General features: G+C 45.7%; 16 protein-coding genes. 8 read left to right on the forward strand and 8 right to left on the reverse strand.

Features of this window, described 5'->3' with window-relative positions:
• Positions 1–1169 precede the first annotated feature (1169 nt).
• The gene (locus MJO46_RS00005) at positions 1170–1385 is read right to left on the reverse strand and encodes a hypothetical protein (RefSeq protein ID WP_253987558.1); all 216 of its coding nucleotides are present in this window, start codon (positions 1383–1385) and stop codon (positions 1170–1172) included.
• Between the two features lie 343 nt (positions 1386–1728).
• Here MJO46_RS00005 and MJO46_RS00010 point away from each other — a divergent pair, with 343 nt between their 5' ends.
• The gene (locus MJO46_RS00010; protein ID WP_367880905.1) at positions 1729–3822 is read left to right on the forward strand and encodes a TonB-dependent siderophore receptor; all 2094 of its coding nucleotides are present in this window, start codon (positions 1729–1731) and stop codon (positions 3820–3822) included.
• A gap of 260 nt (positions 3823–4082) precedes the next feature.
• Here MJO46_RS00010 and ggt read toward each other — a convergent pair whose 3' ends face one another.
• The gene (ggt, locus tag MJO46_RS00015; protein WP_253987560.1) at positions 4083–5822 is read right to left on the reverse strand and encodes a gamma-glutamyltransferase; all 1740 of its coding nucleotides are present in this window, start codon (positions 5820–5822) and stop codon (positions 4083–4085) included.
• A gap of 107 nt (positions 5823–5929) precedes the next feature.
• Between ggt and MJO46_RS00020 the strand changes: the two genes are divergently transcribed.
• Positions 5930–7207: a GNAT family N-acetyltransferase gene (locus MJO46_RS00020; RefSeq protein ID WP_253987561.1), complete on the forward strand. Its 1278-nt coding sequence runs from the start codon at positions 5930–5932 to the stop codon at positions 7205–7207.
• Positions 7208–7305: 98 nt separating this feature from the next.
• Here the strand turns inward: MJO46_RS00020 and MJO46_RS00025 are convergent, their stop codons facing one another.
• From MJO46_RS00025 to MJO46_RS00035, 3 genes are all read right to left on the reverse strand, one after another.
• Positions 7306–7929 carry a LysE family translocator gene (locus MJO46_RS00025; RefSeq protein ID WP_253987562.1) on the reverse strand — a complete coding sequence of 208 codons (624 nt, stop codon included), beginning with the start codon at positions 7927–7929 and terminating at the stop codon, positions 7306–7308.
• Positions 7930–8225: 296 nt separating this feature from the next.
• Positions 8226–9266 (reverse strand): 4-hydroxyphenylpyruvate dioxygenase, encoded by a 1041-nt coding sequence (hppD, locus tag MJO46_RS00030; RefSeq protein WP_253987563.1) that lies wholly within the window; start codon positions 9264–9266, stop codon positions 8226–8228.
• 73 nt (positions 9267–9339) lie between these two features.
• Positions 9340–10500, reverse strand: coding sequence for a homogentisate 1,2-dioxygenase (locus MJO46_RS00035; RefSeq protein WP_253987564.1), 1161 nt, complete (start codon positions 10498–10500; stop codon positions 9340–9342).
• A 225-nt stretch (positions 10501–10725) separates the two neighbouring features.
• Between MJO46_RS00035 and MJO46_RS00040 the strand changes: the two genes are divergently transcribed.
• Positions 10726–11640, forward strand: coding sequence for a LysR family transcriptional regulator (locus tag MJO46_RS00040; protein WP_253987565.1), 915 nt, complete (start codon positions 10726–10728; stop codon positions 11638–11640).
• A gap of 49 nt (positions 11641–11689) precedes the next feature.
• Here the strand turns inward: MJO46_RS00040 and MJO46_RS00045 are convergent, their stop codons facing one another.
• Together MJO46_RS00045 and MJO46_RS00050 are read right to left on the reverse strand one after the other, a co-directional pair.
• A complete protein-coding gene (locus MJO46_RS00045; RefSeq protein WP_253987566.1) occupies positions 11690–12028 on the reverse strand; it encodes a hypothetical protein in 339 nt (112 codons plus the stop codon).
• Positions 12029–12112: 84 nt separating this feature from the next.
• Positions 12113–12577 carry an EVE domain-containing protein gene (locus MJO46_RS00050; RefSeq protein ID WP_253987567.1) on the reverse strand — a complete coding sequence of 155 codons (465 nt, stop codon included), beginning with the start codon at positions 12575–12577 and terminating at the stop codon, positions 12113–12115.
• Positions 12578–12832: 255 nt separating this feature from the next.
• Between MJO46_RS00050 and MJO46_RS00055 the strand changes: the two genes are divergently transcribed.
• The 5 genes from MJO46_RS00055 (at position 12833) to MJO46_RS00075 (ending at position 17527) form a co-directional block, all read left to right on the forward strand.
• Positions 12833–13231 carry a DUF6508 domain-containing protein gene (locus MJO46_RS00055; protein WP_233095580.1) on the forward strand — a complete coding sequence of 133 codons (399 nt, stop codon included), beginning with the start codon at positions 12833–12835 and terminating at the stop codon, positions 13229–13231.
• A gap of 123 nt (positions 13232–13354) precedes the next feature.
• Positions 13355–15082: an AMP-binding protein gene (locus MJO46_RS00060; protein ID WP_253987568.1), complete on the forward strand. Its 1728-nt coding sequence runs from the start codon at positions 13355–13357 to the stop codon at positions 15080–15082.
• 98 nt (positions 15083–15180) lie between these two features.
• Entirely contained in the window at positions 15181–15540 is a 360-nt protein-coding gene (locus MJO46_RS00065; RefSeq protein ID WP_253987569.1) for a transporter substrate-binding domain-containing protein, read from the forward strand.
• Between the two features lie 83 nt (positions 15541–15623).
• Entirely contained in the window at positions 15624–16652 is a 1029-nt protein-coding gene (locus MJO46_RS00070; protein ID WP_253987570.1) for a M14 family zinc carboxypeptidase, read from the forward strand.
• On the forward strand, positions 16649–17527 hold the full coding sequence (locus MJO46_RS00075) for an alpha/beta fold hydrolase (protein WP_253987571.1): 879 nt from the start codon (positions 16649–16651) through the stop codon (positions 17525–17527). The genes MJO46_RS00070 and MJO46_RS00075 overlap by 4 nt, the downstream gene beginning before the upstream one ends.
• 29 nt (positions 17528–17556) lie before the next feature.
• Here the strand turns inward: MJO46_RS00075 and MJO46_RS00080 are convergent, their stop codons facing one another.
• The gene (locus MJO46_RS00080; RefSeq protein ID WP_198783127.1) at positions 17557–17964 is read right to left on the reverse strand and encodes a YccF domain-containing protein; all 408 of its coding nucleotides are present in this window, start codon (positions 17962–17964) and stop codon (positions 17557–17559) included.
• Positions 17965–18139 lie beyond the last annotated feature (175 nt).

Consider the following 18139-nt stretch of genomic DNA (forward strand, 5'->3'; position numbering starts at 1 on the left):
AATGTCCATGATGATACTCCTAGGATTGCGACCGAAGCAGGTCGCGTCTAGCAAGTATTTAGGATGAGGGGAAAAGGATGGCTTTATCTTTATCTTGTTCCTGCCGCAAAGCGGCTTCGTTCAACAATCGCCTTAAACATCGCGGCCTACGGCCTACGGCCGCTGGACTCGCAACAAGTTGCTCGCCGTTTAGGCGAGCGTTATGCATTTTGAGGTAATCACATAGTGATTCGGGCAATTAAAAGTCAGTTAAACTTACAACCTCATTTCTACGCTGAATCAGCGAGAGTTGGCGGTTTCGGTTGCATACTGGGTGGAGTATTAGCATTTTACCTTTTCCAATATATTTCATCGTTCTTTGGTATAGCCACTGATGTCCCTATCCGGCAGTATGATCAAACGATAGTTGTTTTTATGTTCGCAAGCTGCCTCTTAACGCTTATTCTCTGTTTGTACATATTTTGTGTTTTATCAGCTTTCATTTACTACGGAATTAAGTACCAAAATGGACTCATTAGTAAAGACGAGTTTATAAATATCTCTTTTAAAGGTGTTTACCCAAAGCGCTGGCAGAAAGGCTATTGAAAAATGCATAACAAACGCCATCAAAACGCCGCTTTGCGGCTCGACTCGCAACAAGTTGCTCGCGTTTGTTGCGGGCGTTAACCCATAGAAATTTTTATCCGAAATTCGCCTGACGCAGCCGAGGTTCTGACACGCTTTTGTCCCAAAACGAGTCACATATCTTCTTTAAAACCTACAGACTACGCAAATGCCAAATAGGCTAGCCATGGTGATTAGCGAGACGACCGTCCGCCCCATGGACGGGGCGGTCGAGCATCCACGGATGGACTTGCTGCGTGTCGGTGAGTGAACACCATGGCAAGCCTGCGTTAGTGGATATCAGCCAACGAATCTAATCAGGTTGCCATAACTTTGATAATGCTATTACTCACCTTTAGTGCATTAAATCTAACGCACATCTGTCCCAAAGCGAGTCAGTATCTTCTTTTATATCGACATCCGAAATGACAGTTGAAACCAACACAAATCCAACTGTCTCTTGAAGAGTTCTTCTGGCGAAACAACTCACTGCGATAATATTTTCGCTCTAAATTAACTGTTGGAATAAATCCTGAATAGTTAACAGTATTAACTAGAGCTTGTGGCTATTCCTGGGGGATGCTCGGGGTTGTGATATCAGCTTTTAGTACTAAGACAATCAAAAAAATAACGCCCAATAACGGGAATAATCCCAGTATCGCGCCTAGCATCCCTGTGAGTTTAGGATTTGTCGTTTTTTTGCGACCGAGTGAATAACTCAATATGCCGAAAAACATCATGCTAGCGAAGAGCAACTGCAAAATCAGCAATAACATTGACACAATAAATTCCTTTTTAATTCATATGTTAGAGCTGGATAATATAGAGTGAGTGAATGCTAAGTCAATCTTATTCATAAGGATTGAACGCATGGCGGTAAGCAATAGGTGAGTTTCATCTATTGCTGAGTGAATCCTAAATGCCCGTAAAACAGAGGGTATCGAATAAGATCTAGCTAGCCATGCAATATAAACCAACATTGAGGCCCGCCTTCAGCATGTGATGTTCCCAGCATTTTACGAATTCCAGAGTGTAAAGGTAATGAGAATTGTTATCAATTTTTGTGTATTGATAATTATTTTCAATTAAAATGCATCTCTCAAACAACAATGATGGGGAATCATGATGCAAAAAACGCTGTTAGCTACACTCATTGCGAGTTTTTTATTCGTACCAAGCACCTACGCAAGTGAAGACAAGTCCGCTACTAATATTGAGGTCATTAGTATCAAGGGAAGTCGTTTAGATAAGGCCGCAACGGCAACAGGGTTACCTTTAACTCTGCGGGAAACTCCGCAATCCGTTACCATTATCGATCAAGAGTTTATTCAAAGTTTCTCACTCAATAGTGTCGCAGACTTAATGTTTTTAACCCCTGGCATTTATGCTCAAAAAGCTGAGACCAACCGCTATTTCTTTAGCTCTCGCGGTAATCCCATTACTAATTTCCAGTTTGATGGTGTGCCCGTTAACTATTCGAGTTTCTTTAATGACGCCTCAACTGACACTATATTATTTGACCGCGTTGAAGTTGTCCGTGGAGCAACAGGACTCTTAACAGGATCGGGCGAACCATCGGCGGCAATTAACCTTATCCGCAAACGTCCTAAAGCGACACCTGGCGGCTATGTCAGCGCAAAAGTCGGTTCATGGGATAGCTACCGCGTTGAAGGCGATGCCTCTGTTGATGTGACGGATAGTGGTGCTGTGCAGGCTCGTTTTGCCGCTGCCTATGAGAAATCAGATAGTTATATTGATCTTGCCAAAGATGAAAACCTCCAAGTTTATGGCGTGATCACGGCAAAACTCAGTGACAGTACCTTATTTACCCTAGGTGCTGATTACAGTGACCGTGATCCAAAAGGCTCAACTTGGGGTGGTCTTCCTCTATTTTATGCGGATGGCAGTTTGGCCAATGATCTACCTCGCTCGACCACAACCGCAGCCTCTTGGTCGAGTTGGCAACGTAATGGCGCGAATGTCTTTGCCACGCTTGAACATGATTTTGATAATAATTGGGACCTTAAATTTGACGTCGAACATCGTGAAGATGAGATGGACGGACACTTGCTGTATCTCTATGGCGCACCGGATAAAACGACAGGGTTAGGAATGGGGGCATCGGCGATGATCTATCAATCGACCCGTAAACAAGATGCAGCGCGACTATTTGCTTCAGGGCCATTTGAGCTCTTTGGTCGCGAGCATAAATTGACTGCTGGTTTATTGTATTCTAAGCAAGATACAACCGCAGATTCCTATTACCCATTAAATAGCATAAGTATTGGTAACTTCTTCGAATGGGATGGCTCAGTTGCCGAACCTAATTATCCGTCGACGCCAATCTATCAAGAAGGTGAGGAAATTCAAAAAGGGGCCTATCTCGCGACCCAAATTAATTTACATGATCAATGGATGTTGTTACTGGGTGGCCGCATTAGCCAATATAAGTTTGAATCAAACGCGGCGGCTGACTACAACAATAGCGATGTTTTTACGCCCTACGCGGGCCTTATATACAACCTGAACGATAGCATCTCGATTTACACCAGTTATACCGAAATTTTCCAGCCACAGGATGCAAAAGACGCGAATAATAAGCGCTTAGATCCCATGACCGGAAATAATATAGAACTGGGTGCGAAAGGGGATTTCTTCGATGAGAAACTGACCGCCAGTATTGCCGTATTTAAAGTGCAAAAGGAAAATGTGGCAGAACGTGACCCAAATTATCCCACACCTCTACCAGATGGTAGCTATCCAATGCGTGGAGTGGACGGAACCAGTAACCAAGGTTATGAAGTTGAGTTGAACGGTAGACCAGTAGAAGATTGGGATCTGTTTTTCAGCTATACCCATAGTACATCGGAAGATCAAGACGGGGCAGCCTTTAGCACTCATTTACCTAAGGATCTGATTCGTTTATCCTCGCTTTATCACTTTGATGGTGCACTCGCGGATCTGACAGCCGGTGGTAACTTAAGCTGGCAGAGTAAAATTTACAAAGATGACGCAGGTCCCAATGGTGAGCGTTCCGAGCAAGATAGCTATTATCTAGTCAATCTGATGACAAGCTATCAACTGACAGACGATGCTAAAGTTCAACTAAATATCAATAACTTATTTGATAAAAAATATTACTCCAGCATTGATTTTTACAACCAAGGTTTCTTCGGTGAACCACGGAATATTGAGTTAAACCTAAGCTATAACTTTTAAATAATCATTCCTGTAAGTTAGAGCTGTGAATGCCGTGTCTATTACGGCACGGCATTCACATAACTAGGTGGTCAGTGAGTGTAAGGTTCAACATTCGCTGAAAATAACCACTTTGCTTTGTTGGTTTGCCCGATCCTTGCAGAGATAATCGATATCCGCGACTTAGTTTAAATGTTCTTAATCAAACCGGGCGCTTGGCCTTATCTCCAATTCATTGCTTCCATGCCTTTATTACATATCACTTGTATGCCAATCAATGATTAGTAACCGATGGCTTCGCTACCCGAGTGGCGAGGATCTGAAGCGCCAAACATCCCTTGGTCTGTCACCATGATTGATTGTGTGCTGCCCATAGCGGACTGTACTTTCACTTTGTGGCCTTTGGCTTCGAGCAGGGAAATGGTATCGCGGTTAAGACTAGATTCGACCCGCAGCTCATCGGGTAACCATTGATGATGCACCCGCGCCGCATTACTGGCTTCGGCAATATTTAAGCCGTGGTCAATTACGTTCATAATGATTTGCAGTGTGGTGGTGATAATGCGTGAGCCGCCTGGGCTGCCAGTGACGAGGAAGGGCTTGCCATCTTTCATCACAATAGTGGGGCTCATTGAGCTGAGTGGGCGCTTATTGCCTTCAACCGCGTTGGCATCGCCGCCAACTAAACCGTAGCCGTTTGGTACGCCGGGTTTGGCCGAGAAATCATCCATCTCGTTATTGAGTAAAATGCCCGTCCCCTTTGCCACTAATCCCGAGCCGTAGCTGAAGTTTAGGGTATAAGTGTTTGATACAGCATTGCCCCACTTGTCCACCACCGAGAAATGGGTGGTTTGATCGCTCTCATAGGGTGCGAGTTTACCCGGTTTGATCTCCTCGCTTGGCGTTGTTTTATTGATGGCGATTTTGCTGGCGATTTTTTGGGCGTAGTCCTTACTCGTTAAAGCTTTGACGGGCACCTTATAAAAGTCGGGGTCGCCTAAGTATTCGCTGCGATCGCTATAGGCTTGCTTCATGGTTTCCGTCATCAAATGGAGTGTTTGAGCAGTATTATGGCCGAACTTATCGATGGGAAATTGCTGAAGTACATTGAGCATTTCAATGATATGTACACCGCCCGAGGAAGGGGGCGGCATAGAGACTACCTCATAGCCACGGTATTGGCCGCGCACGGGTTCTCGTTCGACAACCTTATAATTTTTAAGATCGTCTAAGGTCATAATGCCGCCTGCTTCCTGCACCGCATTAACGAGTTTGGCCGCCGTTTCACCTTCGTAGAATCCTTTGGTGCCTTTCTCGGCGATGAGTTGCAGGGAGTGGGCGAGTTCTGGCTGCTTTAAAATATCATCCACTTGGAAGTCGCTACCGTCGGCCTTATAGAAGATGGCTGCAGTGCTTGGCCATTGACTCATGCGGCGTTTTAAGCCTGCAAGGGATACCGCCAAATCGGGGGTGACGCTAATCCCTTCCTGTGCCATTTTAATGGCGGGGGCTGTGACCTCGGCAAGTGTCATAGTGCCATATTTTTCAAGGGCTAAACTCATACCCATTACGGTGCCAGGTACACCGACAGCAAGGCCGTGCTCGCGGCTTAGTTTAGGCACTGCATCACCATTTTCATCGAGGAAAATCTCTTTTTTTGCCTTTGATGGGGCCATTTCGCGGTAATCGATGGCGATAGTTTTATTTTCTTTGGCAATATGCACCAACATAAAGCCGCCACCGCCAATATTGCCCGCCCGCGGTAAAGTGACGGCTAAGCTGAAGGCGACCGCTACGGCCGCATCGACGGCATTACCACCTTGCTTTAGGATCTCAACGCCGGTGCGACTGGCGAGGGCTTCTTGGCTGGCAACCATGCCATGCTTGGCCCACACGGGTTGTGCGGTGGCCATCTGGCTGAAAATAGAAGGTTCATCGGCATAAAGCGTTGGGGAAGATAACAGTGGTAAAGCCATCGCAATGGCAAGAAGAAGCGGTTTAAGCTGCTTTGTTGGACGCATGTTCAATCCTGAATTTATTTTTGTTATGGCTATGCAATGTGCCGAGAATTAGGCTTAATTGCAACCTCATATGTTTGCTTATCACCCTAAGGATGAGAATTTACCTGATGACGCCGCTGATTTTGGCCTTTGCAAGTTCAATCGCTGATATTGCATCCCATGGGTGGAATGCCGTAATGGGCAAGGCTAACCCCTTCTGCCGTTATGAGTTTCTGTTGGCGCTTGAACAGAGTGGCTCAGCCTGCGCCGCAACGGGCTGGCTCCCTAAACATCTGTGTGTATTTGATGCCAGTGGCATGACTTGCCTTGAAAATGCAGAGGTGATTGACAGTAGCATTAGCTTGAGTTCGCAGGGCGCAAAGCATTTTATCGATTTGCCGCTTTTAGCTGTGATGCCCCTATACCAAAAGACCCACTCCTACGGTGAATACGTGTTTGATTGGGCGTGGGCTGAGGCCTATGAGCGCCATGGCTTGGAGTATTATCCTAAATGGGTAAATGCGATTCCTTTTACCCCAGTACAGGGACGGCGGCTGGGCATTCAGCCCGAATTAGCCAATGTGGAGCAAATGCGCATAGCCGAACTCTTGCTGCTGACATTGGATAGCCAACTAATGGGAGCGCGGGATGATATCCAGCTGTCCTCATGGCACAGTTTATTTGTGACACCCTCACAAGCCCCCTTATTTGAGCGCGTATTGGCGCCACTTATAAGGCGCTTAGGCACGCAGTTCCATTGGCATAATCGGGGTTATCGGGATTTTGAGGATTTTTTGGCGGGGTTTAGCTCGCGTAAGCGTAAAAATATCTTGAAGGAGCGGGCGCAGTTACAGCCGTTTAATCTTAAGTTTCATTTTGTTGAAGGTGAACAAATTAGCCCTTTGCAATGGCAAACATTTATCCAATGTTATCAATTAACGTATCTTAAGCGTTCAGGCCATCGGGGTTACTTAACCCCGGCATTTTTTCTACAGTTGGCGGCGCAATTAGCCGAGCACCTCCTACTGTTAGTGGTAGAAGATGCAAAGGGCGAGATGATAGCTGGCGCCTTATACCTCAAAGGCGAGAATACTCAAGGGCAGAAATGTTTATACGGTCGCTATTGGGGCACGACGGTCGAACTCGACGGCTTACACTTTGAGGCCTGCTATTACCAAGGTATTCAATATTGTATTGAACATGCGTTCCAATTGTTTGATGCGGGCGCGCAGGGCGAACATAAGGTGCTGCGCGGCTTTGAGCCCGTTGAGATGTATTCCTACCATAACATCGCCCATTCGGGATTTAAGGCGGCAATTGCGGATTTTGTCATGCAGGAAACCGAGCAAATGCAGCAATATATAGTGCAAATGCGAGATATTCTGCCCTATAAAAAAGCGACCTAATGGGTTTTTAGATCGCTTATCAAGCTATTTAACCGCGGGGCATTTAGCCTGCGGTTGTGCGGTGGAGATTGTGCGATTGCGCGGTGGAACTGGCCGATTTAGCTAATGGCTAACCACACGCCCACGCCTATCATCAGGCTACCTGCAATCCGATTTAGCCAACGAATATTATCGCCACGGCTTAGGAAGAGTCGCAGGCTTTTACCGCCGCTGGCGTAGGCGAGCATAGAGGTAAACTCGGTGACCATGATAATGCTCAGCAGCGCGAGTAGCTGCGGCGCAACGTCACGCTCGGCATTGATAAAGGGGGGCAGCAGCGACACCATAAATGCCCAGCCCTTAGGGTTAGCGATAGCAGTGATAAAGCCTTGGGAGATCAAGGTAAAATTACTGACTCTTGAGTTAGTGTCGTCATCGCTTAAAATGGCCATCTTGCCGCGCGCGCGCCACATTTGCACACCGATATAGCCTAAATAAATGCCGCCAATCCATTTAAAGATTTGAAATACTTCTGGATAGTTAAGCATGATGCTGGCAACACCCATCACGGCAGCGGTGGCAACTAATGCTACTCCAACCAGTTCACCGAGCATCATCCACAGGGTGCGACGCACGCCTATACTCATCCCAAGCGTCATGGCGAGGGTCATACACATGCCCGGCGTGATAGCAACAAAGAAGAAAGTCGGGATAAACACCGCGAGTAGGGCAAAATCTGGCATGGTTCGGTTCGTTTTGAGTCTGTACTAGAGGGCCGTTAGTGTAATGAAAATGGGGAATTTAGCCAATGCGTGAAACTTATGTTTAGGCAAGTAACTGTAACTTAGTGTGTAAATTCTGTGACTTCAGTTCAGCTATGTTTCCACTGTCTAAGATGGAGAGTTGATAAGGTGTTCATTACCTTATTGGTAAATTCTGTTACAACAAGGTGCGCAGATCATTCATCACCATTGTTGCACCGTCAGTTACTCATATAAAAAAACGGTGCGCAATGGCACCGTTTGTTATCTGGGGAGCTTTACAGTACGCCGCGGCGCATTTGATCCCGTTCAATCGACTGGAACAGGGCGGTAAAGTTGCCTTCACCAAAACCTAAGTTATTCTTACGTTGAATAATTTCGATGAAAATAGGCCCGAACAGGTTTTTAGTGAAGATCTGCAGTAAATAACCGGATTCATCGCCATCCACCAAAATTTGGTGATGTTTGATGCGCTCACGATCCTCAGTCACCTGCGGCAACTTATCGAAAATGGTGTCGTAGTACTCGGGAATAATATCTAGGCATTGGATTGAACTGCCTTCCATCGCATCCAGAGATTTAACAATATCGCGGCTTCTAAAGGCTAAGTGCTGCACACCTGGGCCATTGTATTCCTTGAGGTATTCATCGATTTGGTTTTTATCGTTGCCTTTACCTTCGTTGATGGGGATACAGAAACTACCATCGGGAGAGCGCAGGGCGTAGGACACGAGTGCGGTTTGTACGCCGCTGATATCAAAATAGCGTACCTCGGTAAAATCAAAGATATTTTTGTAGAAGTTGGCCCAATGTTCCATTGTGCCTTTGTAGACGTTGTTGGTTAAGTGATCGACTTCAATAAAGCCTTTCTCTTGGGTGATAATTTGCTCATCTAAATCTTCAAAATCAGTGGCATAGATATTGTTATCCGCACCGAAGGTGTCGATAAAATAAATTAAGCTGTCGCCAATGCCGTAGATAGCGGGATAGGGCAGATCTTTGTTGGCATCATCGGCGGGTTTTGCACCGCGCTCAACGGCAACCCGATAGGCAAAGCTCGCATCTTCGACACGCCAGCCCATAGAACAAATGGCAGGACCGTGGGATTTGGCAAATTTAGCCGAAAATCCGTCGCGCTCAGTGTTGAGCAGGAAGTTAATATCATTTTGTTTGTAATAGAGAATGTCTTTATTTTTGGCTTTTTTCAGCAGGGAAAAACCAAAATCAATAAAGACTTTATGCATAAAATCGCTATCGGGGCTGGCGAATTCGGTGAATTCGATACCTAATAAGCCCAGTGGATTGAGTTCGCTTGCCATGATCCTTTCCTTATTTATTGGTGCAACACGCTATCACTCTCATTGCTCCAGCGGGAGCCTTGGTGACTTAGGGCTAGTCTTCTAGCCAAGAGCGGTTGTAGTCTTTGCTCATGCAATTTTGTACATGTTCGGTTAATTTCAGTGGGGCGAAGGTGTCCACCATCACTGCATATTCATAGGTGTCTTTTTTGCCGATAGAGGCTTCGGTACGGCCCGGTTGTGGCCCGTGGGCAACGCCTTTTTGATGTAAGGTCATGTAACCCGCTTCAATGCCTGTGCGGCTCATAAAATCGCCATCGACGTAATACAAGACTTCGTCGCTATCGATGTTGTTGTGATAATAAGGCGCTGGAATCGATTTCGGATGGAAGTCGTATGGGCGTGGCACAAAGTTACACACCACAAAGTTATGGGCGGTAAAGACTAAGTGATCCGACGGGGGCAAATGAATTTTACCCACCTTTGGCGCGTATTCGGTGATATTGAATGCCCAAGGGTAGACACAACCATCCCAACCCACTAAATCAAAGGGATGCCACTCGAGTGTGGTGAGTTGGTACTTATCGCCAAACTTACACACTAAGGGGAAGGCGCCGCGTTCAACCACAGCATCTTGCAATGTAGGTATGCGCAAATCGCGCTCGCAATAAGGTGCCGATTCTAATAACTGACCATATTCATTACGAAAATGCTTAGGCACTTCCACCATAGAGAATGACTCTATAACGAAAAGTCGCACATTGTTGTAATCGTTGAATTTAAGTTGATAAGTCGTGCCGCGTGGGATCACAAGATAGTCCCACTTTTGGACGCTAATTGTGCCGTACTCGCTCAGGAGTGTGCCTTCGCCTTGATGGACAAAAATTACTTCATCGGCGTAGGCGTTACGGTAAAACTCAGCGGTATCTGTGGTCACTTTAGCGGTATAGAGGGCCACATCATTGTTATAAAAAATCTTGTTACGGGCGCTAAAGAAGTTGCCTTCGCGGTCGGCTTCGCGGGAGTCGAGTTTATAGTTCTGTACGAGTGAATCTTCCCAGTTTGCACCATGGCCTAGACTGTAGGGCGCGACTTCTAACGCCTTGGTCGGCATATTGTGGTGATACTTATTGGAATAAATATTGGAAAAACCATGGGTAGAGAAAAGCTCCTCGCGGTATAGCTCGCCGTTTTCCTTTTCAAATGCGATGTGGCGCTTTTGGGGTATTTGGCCTTGTTTCACATAAAATGGCATGGTGGATCCTTGATTTAGCAGCAGTATTCTCGATTTAAACGATGGTATGAGTTGCCCTACATCGCTTGTCGTTATTGTTATGTGATCTTGTTATCAATTTAGTTGCTTAGATGAACAAAAAAAAGAATAATAAATCTGTTATCTCAATCTAAAAATTAGATGGTATTCTAATCTTTACGAATCGTATTGTTTACGTGACATTTTCATTAGCGCCAAGGAGTCAGCATGCGCATCGATATTGAGGCCTTTAATGTACTGCAGGTGCTGGTGGAAGAGGGCAGTTTTGCCAAGGCGGCGGAGCGGCTACACAAGGCGCAATCGGCGGTGAGTTATCAAGTTAAAAAGTTAGAGGAGCACTTAGGCGTATCGCTTTTTAGCCGTGAACAATACCGCGCAGAGTTGACCCCAGAAGGGCGGGTGATTTTGGCCGAGGGGCATAGATTACTGCAACATCTTGCAAATATTGAACATTTAGCCAGTCGCTTTAGTGAAGGTTGGGAGCCTAAGCTGGAATTAGTCATAGATGGTGCCCTGCCAATGGAGCCCATAATGACGGCGCTTAAGCGTATGGCGGAGCATCAGATCCCCACAAAAATCCAACTCAATATGGAGTTTTTAGGTGGCGTACAGCATAGATTCGAGCGGGATAATGCCGACCTTATGCTAGTGAAAGACTATCGTACTGGCCCCTACTATCATCCGCAGCCGTTGCCCGCAATCACCAGTATTCTGGTGGCGAGTGCATCCCATCCCCTCGCGGTCATTAAAGACATTAGTTTGCCTGAATTGCAGCAGCATGTGGAATTGACCATAGAAGACTCGTCACCGAATAAAAGTTATCGGGATGAAATGCAGTTTGGCGGCGATAAAGTGTTTTATCTTTCTGGTTTTATTATGAAGAAAAACGCCTTATTAAAAGGCTTGGGTTTTGGTTGGTTGCCGGATTTCTTAGTACAAGAAGAGTTGGCTAAGGGGGAATTAGTTGAAATTGATTTTGTCGGTGGTAGCCGCTACACCTTTATTCCACAGTTAGTCTCGACGTTAGAACGGCCATTAGGGCGTGCTGGGCAACTCTTTACTGAATTAATTTTAGAAGAATTTGCTAAGGCCGAGCAGTTTAATGGTGTCGGTTTAGGATAAATGAAGGTACACGCCGATTGGGCGTGCACCCTGTGAGATTTATCTATCATTAGTGGGTAATGATATTGACTATATCGAGAATTTGACGGCTTTTTTCATCTAATTTAATAATAGAATCTTCGACTTGAATGCTGATCCTGCCATCTTTATCTAAAGGGACGACAATACGGCCACGATCATAGATGTCATAGTCAAGCACATCGCCACGGCGAAGTTTTTTCTGCCAACCTGGTGGTAGGGGCTCTCCTCGCTCAACTTTTTTCTGTAATCCTGGTGGTAAGTCTTTGTCTTTTTTACCTTGATCATTGTCAGGTTTAGCAAAGGCTAACATGGGTGCCATTAGGCTGAATGTGAGGCCTGTGATAATCACTAAGGTTAATTTATTCATCTATGCTCCTAAAAGCGTTTAGTTGATACAGTGACAATAGTTTAGCCTAAATGAACCTTAGCTGAACGTACCATGTCATCGGGTTTATTGACAGGTCAACATGAGTACCGCTTGCCATTGTTCGGCCGTGACGGGTTGAATACTGAGCCGAGCTCCCTTAGAGACCAAATACATATCCGATAGTTGTGGCAGGCTTTTTATCAGACTTAAGGGAATAATATCATTAAATTTTTCGACAAAACGAATGTCGACCCTTAGCCATCTTGGGTTAGCGGGATCAGACTTAGGGTCAAAATACTTTGAGTCGGGATCAAAGGCGCTACTGTCGGGATAGGCCGGTGTCACGACTTCGGCAATCCCCACAATTCCAGGGACTTTGCAGCTTGAGTGATAAAAAAACACTTTGTCGCCAATTTTCATGGCGTCACGCATAAAATTACGGGCCTGATAGTTGCGAATGCCAAACCAAGCTTCGGTCTGGTTCGGACAAGCCTTAAGATCATCGATGCTGAATTCATCGGGCTCGGATTTCATTAGCCAATAGTTCATCTTGTTTCCTTACTGCTCTTTCTGTTAATCGCTTAAATGCCCTTCAGTTTAACTTAATCTTTCCTCGTCCCCTAGTTAACCACCTGTTATGGCTATTGCTGATTTGATTAAGTTGCTGTTCAGATAGCGCGGCTTAACCTGTAGGCATCAATGATGTTTGGTATGTCTTATGCAGTTTTCAGTGCATTAGGCAAAGCGTCAATTTCGAACGTATTCACTGGCTCTTTGATAATCCAAATCAGTGGGGTGCACTATATGGTAACTTCAACAATGTCGACAACTTCAACCATGACGTCTGACTGTGGTTTGTACACTAAATATCTCAAAGATCTCACCGCAGGTGATGTGAGTTTACACCATGATCGCATGTTGGAATTCATCAACGATTTGACCACCCAAGGCTGGTTATTAGCGAATTTCACCTGGGATTACTGGTACAATAACAGCTACTTAGTCGACAAACCCGCCTATATTCGCGATGCAAGCATTGCCCAATGCAAGTTGCTGTTGACCGCCATGACGCGTTTAGAAGTTTTTAGCCCCGGTGTGTTAGAAAATATGCGTCGTCAAGGTATTTTGCTGGCGATTGTTGAACGGCTCCAAAGTTTGAATGTATCTAAATCGGATACACATTTTGAATTTATTAGTCGTTAAACCTATAGGGAATGGCTTGCCATATTCTTTAGTCTAATAAGACGTTTTTTTACTTGTGACCTAATCCGTGGATTGGTTAGTTTGGAGCTCGCTAACCATAATAATAAATGCACGGAGGCCTAAATGTCTGTTTCAACTCATCAAGCAAGCGATTCCCTCAAGCCCATCCCACTCAAATACAGCGAGTTTCGGGGGGGAGCAACACCCGAACTCGTTGATAAAACCATAGGTCAATATCTGGATGATATTGCTAAAACCTATCCCGAACAGCTCGCTATAGTGGTTCATCATCAAAATGTTCGCTGGAATTATCGTCAGTATCTTGCGCAAATCGACTCTCTGGCGACGGGATTGCTCAAACTTGGGATCAAACCCGGCGATAGAGTGGGGATTTGGTCGCCCAATAATATTGAATGGTGCTTAACCCAATATGCGACCGCTAAAATTGGCGCCATTATGGTGTGTATTAACCCCGCTTACCGCCCTGAAGAATTGCAGTATGCCTTAACCAATGTGGGGTGCCGCGCCCTGATTTGTGCCGATAGGTTTAAGTCCAGCAATTATCTTGAGATGTTATACCAATTGGCACCTGAGTTAACGGTTTGTCCCGCGGATAAATTACAAGCCAAAGCCGTACCTGAGCTTGAATTTGTGATCCGTATGGGCGCTGAAAAATCCGCCGGTATGTTGAATTTTGACGACCTGCTCGTCGAGGTGACCGCAGATGATAAAGCAACCCTCGAGCGTATTGGTGAAGAATTAAGTCCCTTCGATGCCATTAATATCCAGTTTACTTCTGGCACCACGGGTAGCCCGAAAGGTGCGACCCTATCTCACCATAACATTTTGAATAATGGTTATTTAGTTGCAGAAGCGATGAAGTTTACCTGTCACGATAAACTCTGTATTCCGGTCCCCTTATACCATTGTTTTGGCATGGTGCTTGGCAATTTAGTGTGTTTAGCGAAAGGCGCTGCGGCCATATTTCCTGGGGAGTCCTTCGATCCGCTCACAACGTTGCAAGTTGTTGAAAATGAGCGCTGCACAGCTTTGCATGGTGTTCCAACCATGTTTATTGCCGAACTTGAACATCCGGAGTTTGCGCGTTTTGATTTAAGCTCGCTGCGAACCGGCGTGATGGCGGGGGCAACTTGCCCAGAAGAGGTGATGCGCCGGGTACAAAACCTGATGTATATGCAGGAGGTGCTGATTGGTTATGGGCAGACGGAGTGTAGTCCGCTCAATCATATTACCGAAATTGATTCTCCAATAGAGAAACGTGTGCTCACCGTTGGCCGTGCTTTACCCCATACCGAAGTCAAAATCGTCGATGAATTTGGCGAAGTGTTGCCGATTAATCAACCCGGTGAAGTTTGCAGTCGCGGTTATTGCATTATGCAGTGTTATTGGAATGACCCTGACAAAACGGCGGCAACCATTGACAGTGAGGGTTGGCTGCATTCTGGCGATATTGGCCAAATGGATGAGCAAGGCTATGTGCAAATTGTTGGCCGGATTAAAGATATGATCATTCGCGGTGGTGAAAATATCTATCCCCGTGAAATCGAAGAGAAGCTCTACACCCATAAAGATGTGCAGGATGCGGCGGTCTTTGGGGTACAAAGTGATAAGTACGGTGAAGAAGTCTGTGCTTGGATCAAAGTTCGCTCGGGAGCGACGATTTCAGAGGCGGATATTCGGCATTTTCTTACCGAGAAGTTTGCCTACTTTAAGGTGCCGCGCTATATCAAATTTGTGGATCAGTATCCTATGACTGTGACAGGTAAAATCCAAAAATTCAAAATGCGTGAGCTTATGTACCAAGAACTGCATCAAGATATTAACGCATAACTCTACCACCTGAGATTATCTTGATTATGCCCTTTCAAGCCGCATAGGCGGCTTGAGTTCTACAATTTGTCATAACTCTTCACTTTCCCATAGGTGTTGTGAAAGATTATGTGAATACTGATGTGCTCGATAGCATGATTGTATCGGGTGTCCAACCCGTAGAAGCCGTCACATCAGACGAACTTAATATTAAAAAGGTGGCCGCAGGCCGTGTTGATGCGGCGGTAATAGATGTGAATGTGCTGCAATATTTATTGAAACAGAAAACCCTGCAGCCACTGGCTGACAAGCTGCAAATTAATCGACAGCTTCTTGCAAATAAACAGCTTTATATTGCCTTTAGAAACAATGATGAAGGCCGTCGTTGGCGGGACATAGTCGATCGTGGGCTGGCACAAATTGATGTTGAAGCCTTAGCCAATGATCTGCTCTACCATGATGACGTTGTTACTGAATAGTTCCTGTCATACCGCTGTCGTAATTTGCCATTAGCATCAGTTTAACGGTATGAGTCATTGCTCATCTCATTATTCTGGATGATATGGATAAATTGCCCTTTGAGTTAGATACACTGCAACAACTTATTGATACTCATCATCTTAAGTTGCAGTACCAAATCCTCGCCGACATACCCTTTCGAAATGAGCATTTCCCCCTTTATAGCGTTGAACTTGGGGTGGTGGTCGAGCCTTGTCCAACTGTACTGTTTGTCGGTGGTGTACACGGCGTCGAGCGTATTGGTGCTCAGGTGATATTGGCACTGCTGAACAGCTTGTTGCAACGCCTTGTATGGGATAAACATTTACAGCAACTGTTGAGCGGAATTCGGCTCGCCTTTGTCCCTGTGGTCAATCCTGTTGGTTTGTTTCTGGGAACTCGAGGTAATGGCAATCAAGTGGATTTGATGCGAAATGCCCCGATAGACTCCGCTGAAAAAGTGTCTTTTATGGTTGGGGGCCAGCGTTTATCCCCCCGTCTGCCATGGTTTCGCGGCATTGGTGGTATGGAACTTGAGACCGCAGGTGTGGTTGCCTATGTACAGCAGCTACTCAAGCGCAGTACGAGTCTGATTTCTTTAGATGCCCATTCGGGTTTTGGTTTGACCGATCATATTTGGTTTCCCTATGCCCATACCCGCGCCGCCTTTGAAAATGCCCATTTTATCTTTCACCTTAAGCAATTGTTTGAAATGAGTTATCCCCATCACGGCCATTATCGATTAGCGCCACAGAGTCAATTTTATCGCACCCACGGCGATATTTGGGATTATCTCTATCGCCAGCATCAGGGTGAGATGTTGAATGCGGCAGTGCCCTTTTTGCCCCTGACACTTGAAATGGGATCTTGGGCATGGATAAAGAAAAACCCAAGGCAGATTTTTAATTTTGCAGGTTTTTTTAATCCGCAGAAAACCCACCGTCACCACAGGATTTTGCGCAGGCACACAGTGCTGATGCAATTTTTAATGGAGGCGGCCTATGCTAAAGAATTAGAGCAATTATCATCTGAGCGTTTAGCCGAATTGGCCCAGAGCGCACAGCATTTTTGGTATCGGGAGGCTAAGTTATGACGACTTGGGTGTTATTACGCGGCTTAATGCGAGATCAGCGCCATTGGCATGGCTTTGATCAGCGTCTTCGGCAGAAGGGATTGAGAGTCTTAACGCCCGATCTCCCCGGAAATGGCCGCCTTACACATATTACGAGTCCGTTGAATATCGCCGACTATGCCGCGGCGGTATGGCAGCAAATTGACGAGCATTGCAGTGAGGCTGAACCCTTTTATCTGCTCGGTTTATCCATGGGCGGAATGCTGGCAATGGAGATGGCTCGCCAAAGGCCATGGCAGATAAAACAGGTATTTATCCTGAACAGTAGCGCTGCTAATTTATCACCTTGGTATCAAAGATTTAATCCAATTCATGCAGTTAAAGCTATTTTTTTGAGGAAAAAAGGCAAAGATTTAAATGCAATAGAATCGAGCATCGTACGTTTGACCAGTTTTCGTCACTGCAATGATAGACAGCTTATTGCCCATTGGAGTCAGTTGCGTAGGGTATCTTGTCCCAGTTTGAGTAACACATGGCGTCAGCTTTGGGCTGCATTGATATATCAATGCCCAGCCACACTTTTTGTCCCGGTTAGCGTACTTTGCGGTGACCGTGATGCGCTCGTGAGCATTGAGTCCAGTCGTGCCTTGGCAAGGCATTTTCAAACTGAATTAATTGTATTGGCCTATTGTGGCCATGATGCGGCCATCGATGTGCCAGCTAAGTTGGCACATTACCTGCTGGCATTGGCGCAGTCGGTTAAGATCCCAAAATCCACTTTACAGGCTGAAACAAGCGTCAAAAATGTTCACATACTGGATGAAGATCGAAGGCAAGATGAGGCTGGGTTGCTGGAGTGGGATAAAAAGGCGCTATCCAAGGTTGAGTGTGAATAGCGCCGATCCACGTTAAGTTGCGTTGGTCGTTAAGCTTTAGCTACGACGGTTTGACCTATTGGGGTCAGGCTTAACAGTGCCAATTTAATATGTTGGATCCCAAATGGGATACCGATTATGGTCACAAAACAGGCGAGGGCATGGGCTAAATGGCCTATGGCTAACCAGATCCCAAAGAGTAAGAACCAAATGATGTTGCCTATCATACCAAAGGCGCCAGTGCCTAAATCTTCACGTCCCGTTAGATGGCGGCGATTCATTTGCTCTTGACCGAAGGGCCAGAAGGTCATTTCGCCAATCACGAAACAGGCGCGGCCAAAGGGAATACCGATAATACTAATAAAGCACAAAATACCGGCGAGCCACCAAGCCAGCCCCATCACAAACCCTCCTAGGACAAACCACGCAATATTGAATACTAAGCGTAAAAGCGCCATGGAAAACTCCTTATTATCTTACAGACTTGTTTTATTGGCCTACGGTTTGGGAAATATCTCTGCCATCACCGAGCGTTAATTTGATATTGCGAGAATTGTGCCAGTTATTTTATTCTTAATAATCAGAATATTGTCTTGTTTTTGTTGAGTGCTGATTGTGAGCTTCACCAAAAAG

It is taken from the genome of Shewanella sp. KJ2020 (genome assembly GCF_024197625.1).
Lineage (GTDB): Bacteria > Pseudomonadota > Gammaproteobacteria > Enterobacterales > Shewanellaceae > Shewanella.

Bases quoted from the DNA above. Each gene is read 5' to 3' on its own strand.
- MJO46_RS00035 (WP_253987564.1), bottom strand. From the start codon at position 10,500: ATGCCATTTTATGTGAAACAAGGCCAAATACCCCAAAAGCGCCACATC.
- MJO46_RS00075 (WP_253987571.1), top strand. From the start codon at position 16,649: ATGACGACTTGGGTGTTATTACGCGGCTTAATGCGAGATCAGCGCCAT.
- MJO46_RS00060 (WP_253987568.1), top strand. From the start codon at position 13,355: ATGTCTGTTTCAACTCATCAAGCAAGCGATTCCCTCAAGCCCATCCCA.
- ggt (WP_253987560.1), bottom strand. From the start codon at position 5,822: ATGCGTCCAACAAAGCAGCTTAAACCGCTTCTTCTTGCCATTGCGATG.
- MJO46_RS00020 (WP_253987561.1), top strand. From the start codon at position 5,930: ATGACGCCGCTGATTTTGGCCTTTGCAAGTTCAATCGCTGATATTGCA.
- MJO46_RS00055 (WP_233095580.1), top strand. From the start codon at position 12,833: ATGGTAACTTCAACAATGTCGACAACTTCAACCATGACGTCTGACTGT.
- MJO46_RS00080 (WP_198783127.1), bottom strand. From the start codon at position 17,964: ATGGCGCTTTTACGCTTAGTATTCAATATTGCGTGGTTTGTCCTAGGA.
- MJO46_RS00010 (WP_367880905.1), top strand. From the start codon at position 1,729: ATGCAAAAAACGCTGTTAGCTACACTCATTGCGAGTTTTTTATTCGTA.
- MJO46_RS00025 (WP_253987562.1), bottom strand. From the start codon at position 7,929: ATGCCAGATTTTGCCCTACTCGCGGTGTTTATCCCGACTTTCTTCTTT.
- hppD (WP_253987563.1), bottom strand. From the start codon at position 9,266: ATGGCAAGCGAACTCAATCCACTGGGCTTATTAGGTATCGAATTCACC.
- MJO46_RS00050 (WP_253987567.1), bottom strand. From the start codon at position 12,577: ATGAACTATTGGCTAATGAAATCCGAGCCCGATGAATTCAGCATCGAT.
- MJO46_RS00070 (WP_253987570.1), top strand. From the start codon at position 15,624: ATGGATAAATTGCCCTTTGAGTTAGATACACTGCAACAACTTATTGAT.
- MJO46_RS00040 (WP_253987565.1), top strand. From the start codon at position 10,726: ATGCGCATCGATATTGAGGCCTTTAATGTACTGCAGGTGCTGGTGGAA.
- MJO46_RS00045 (WP_253987566.1), bottom strand. From the start codon at position 12,028: ATGAATAAATTAACCTTAGTGATTATCACAGGCCTCACATTCAGCCTA.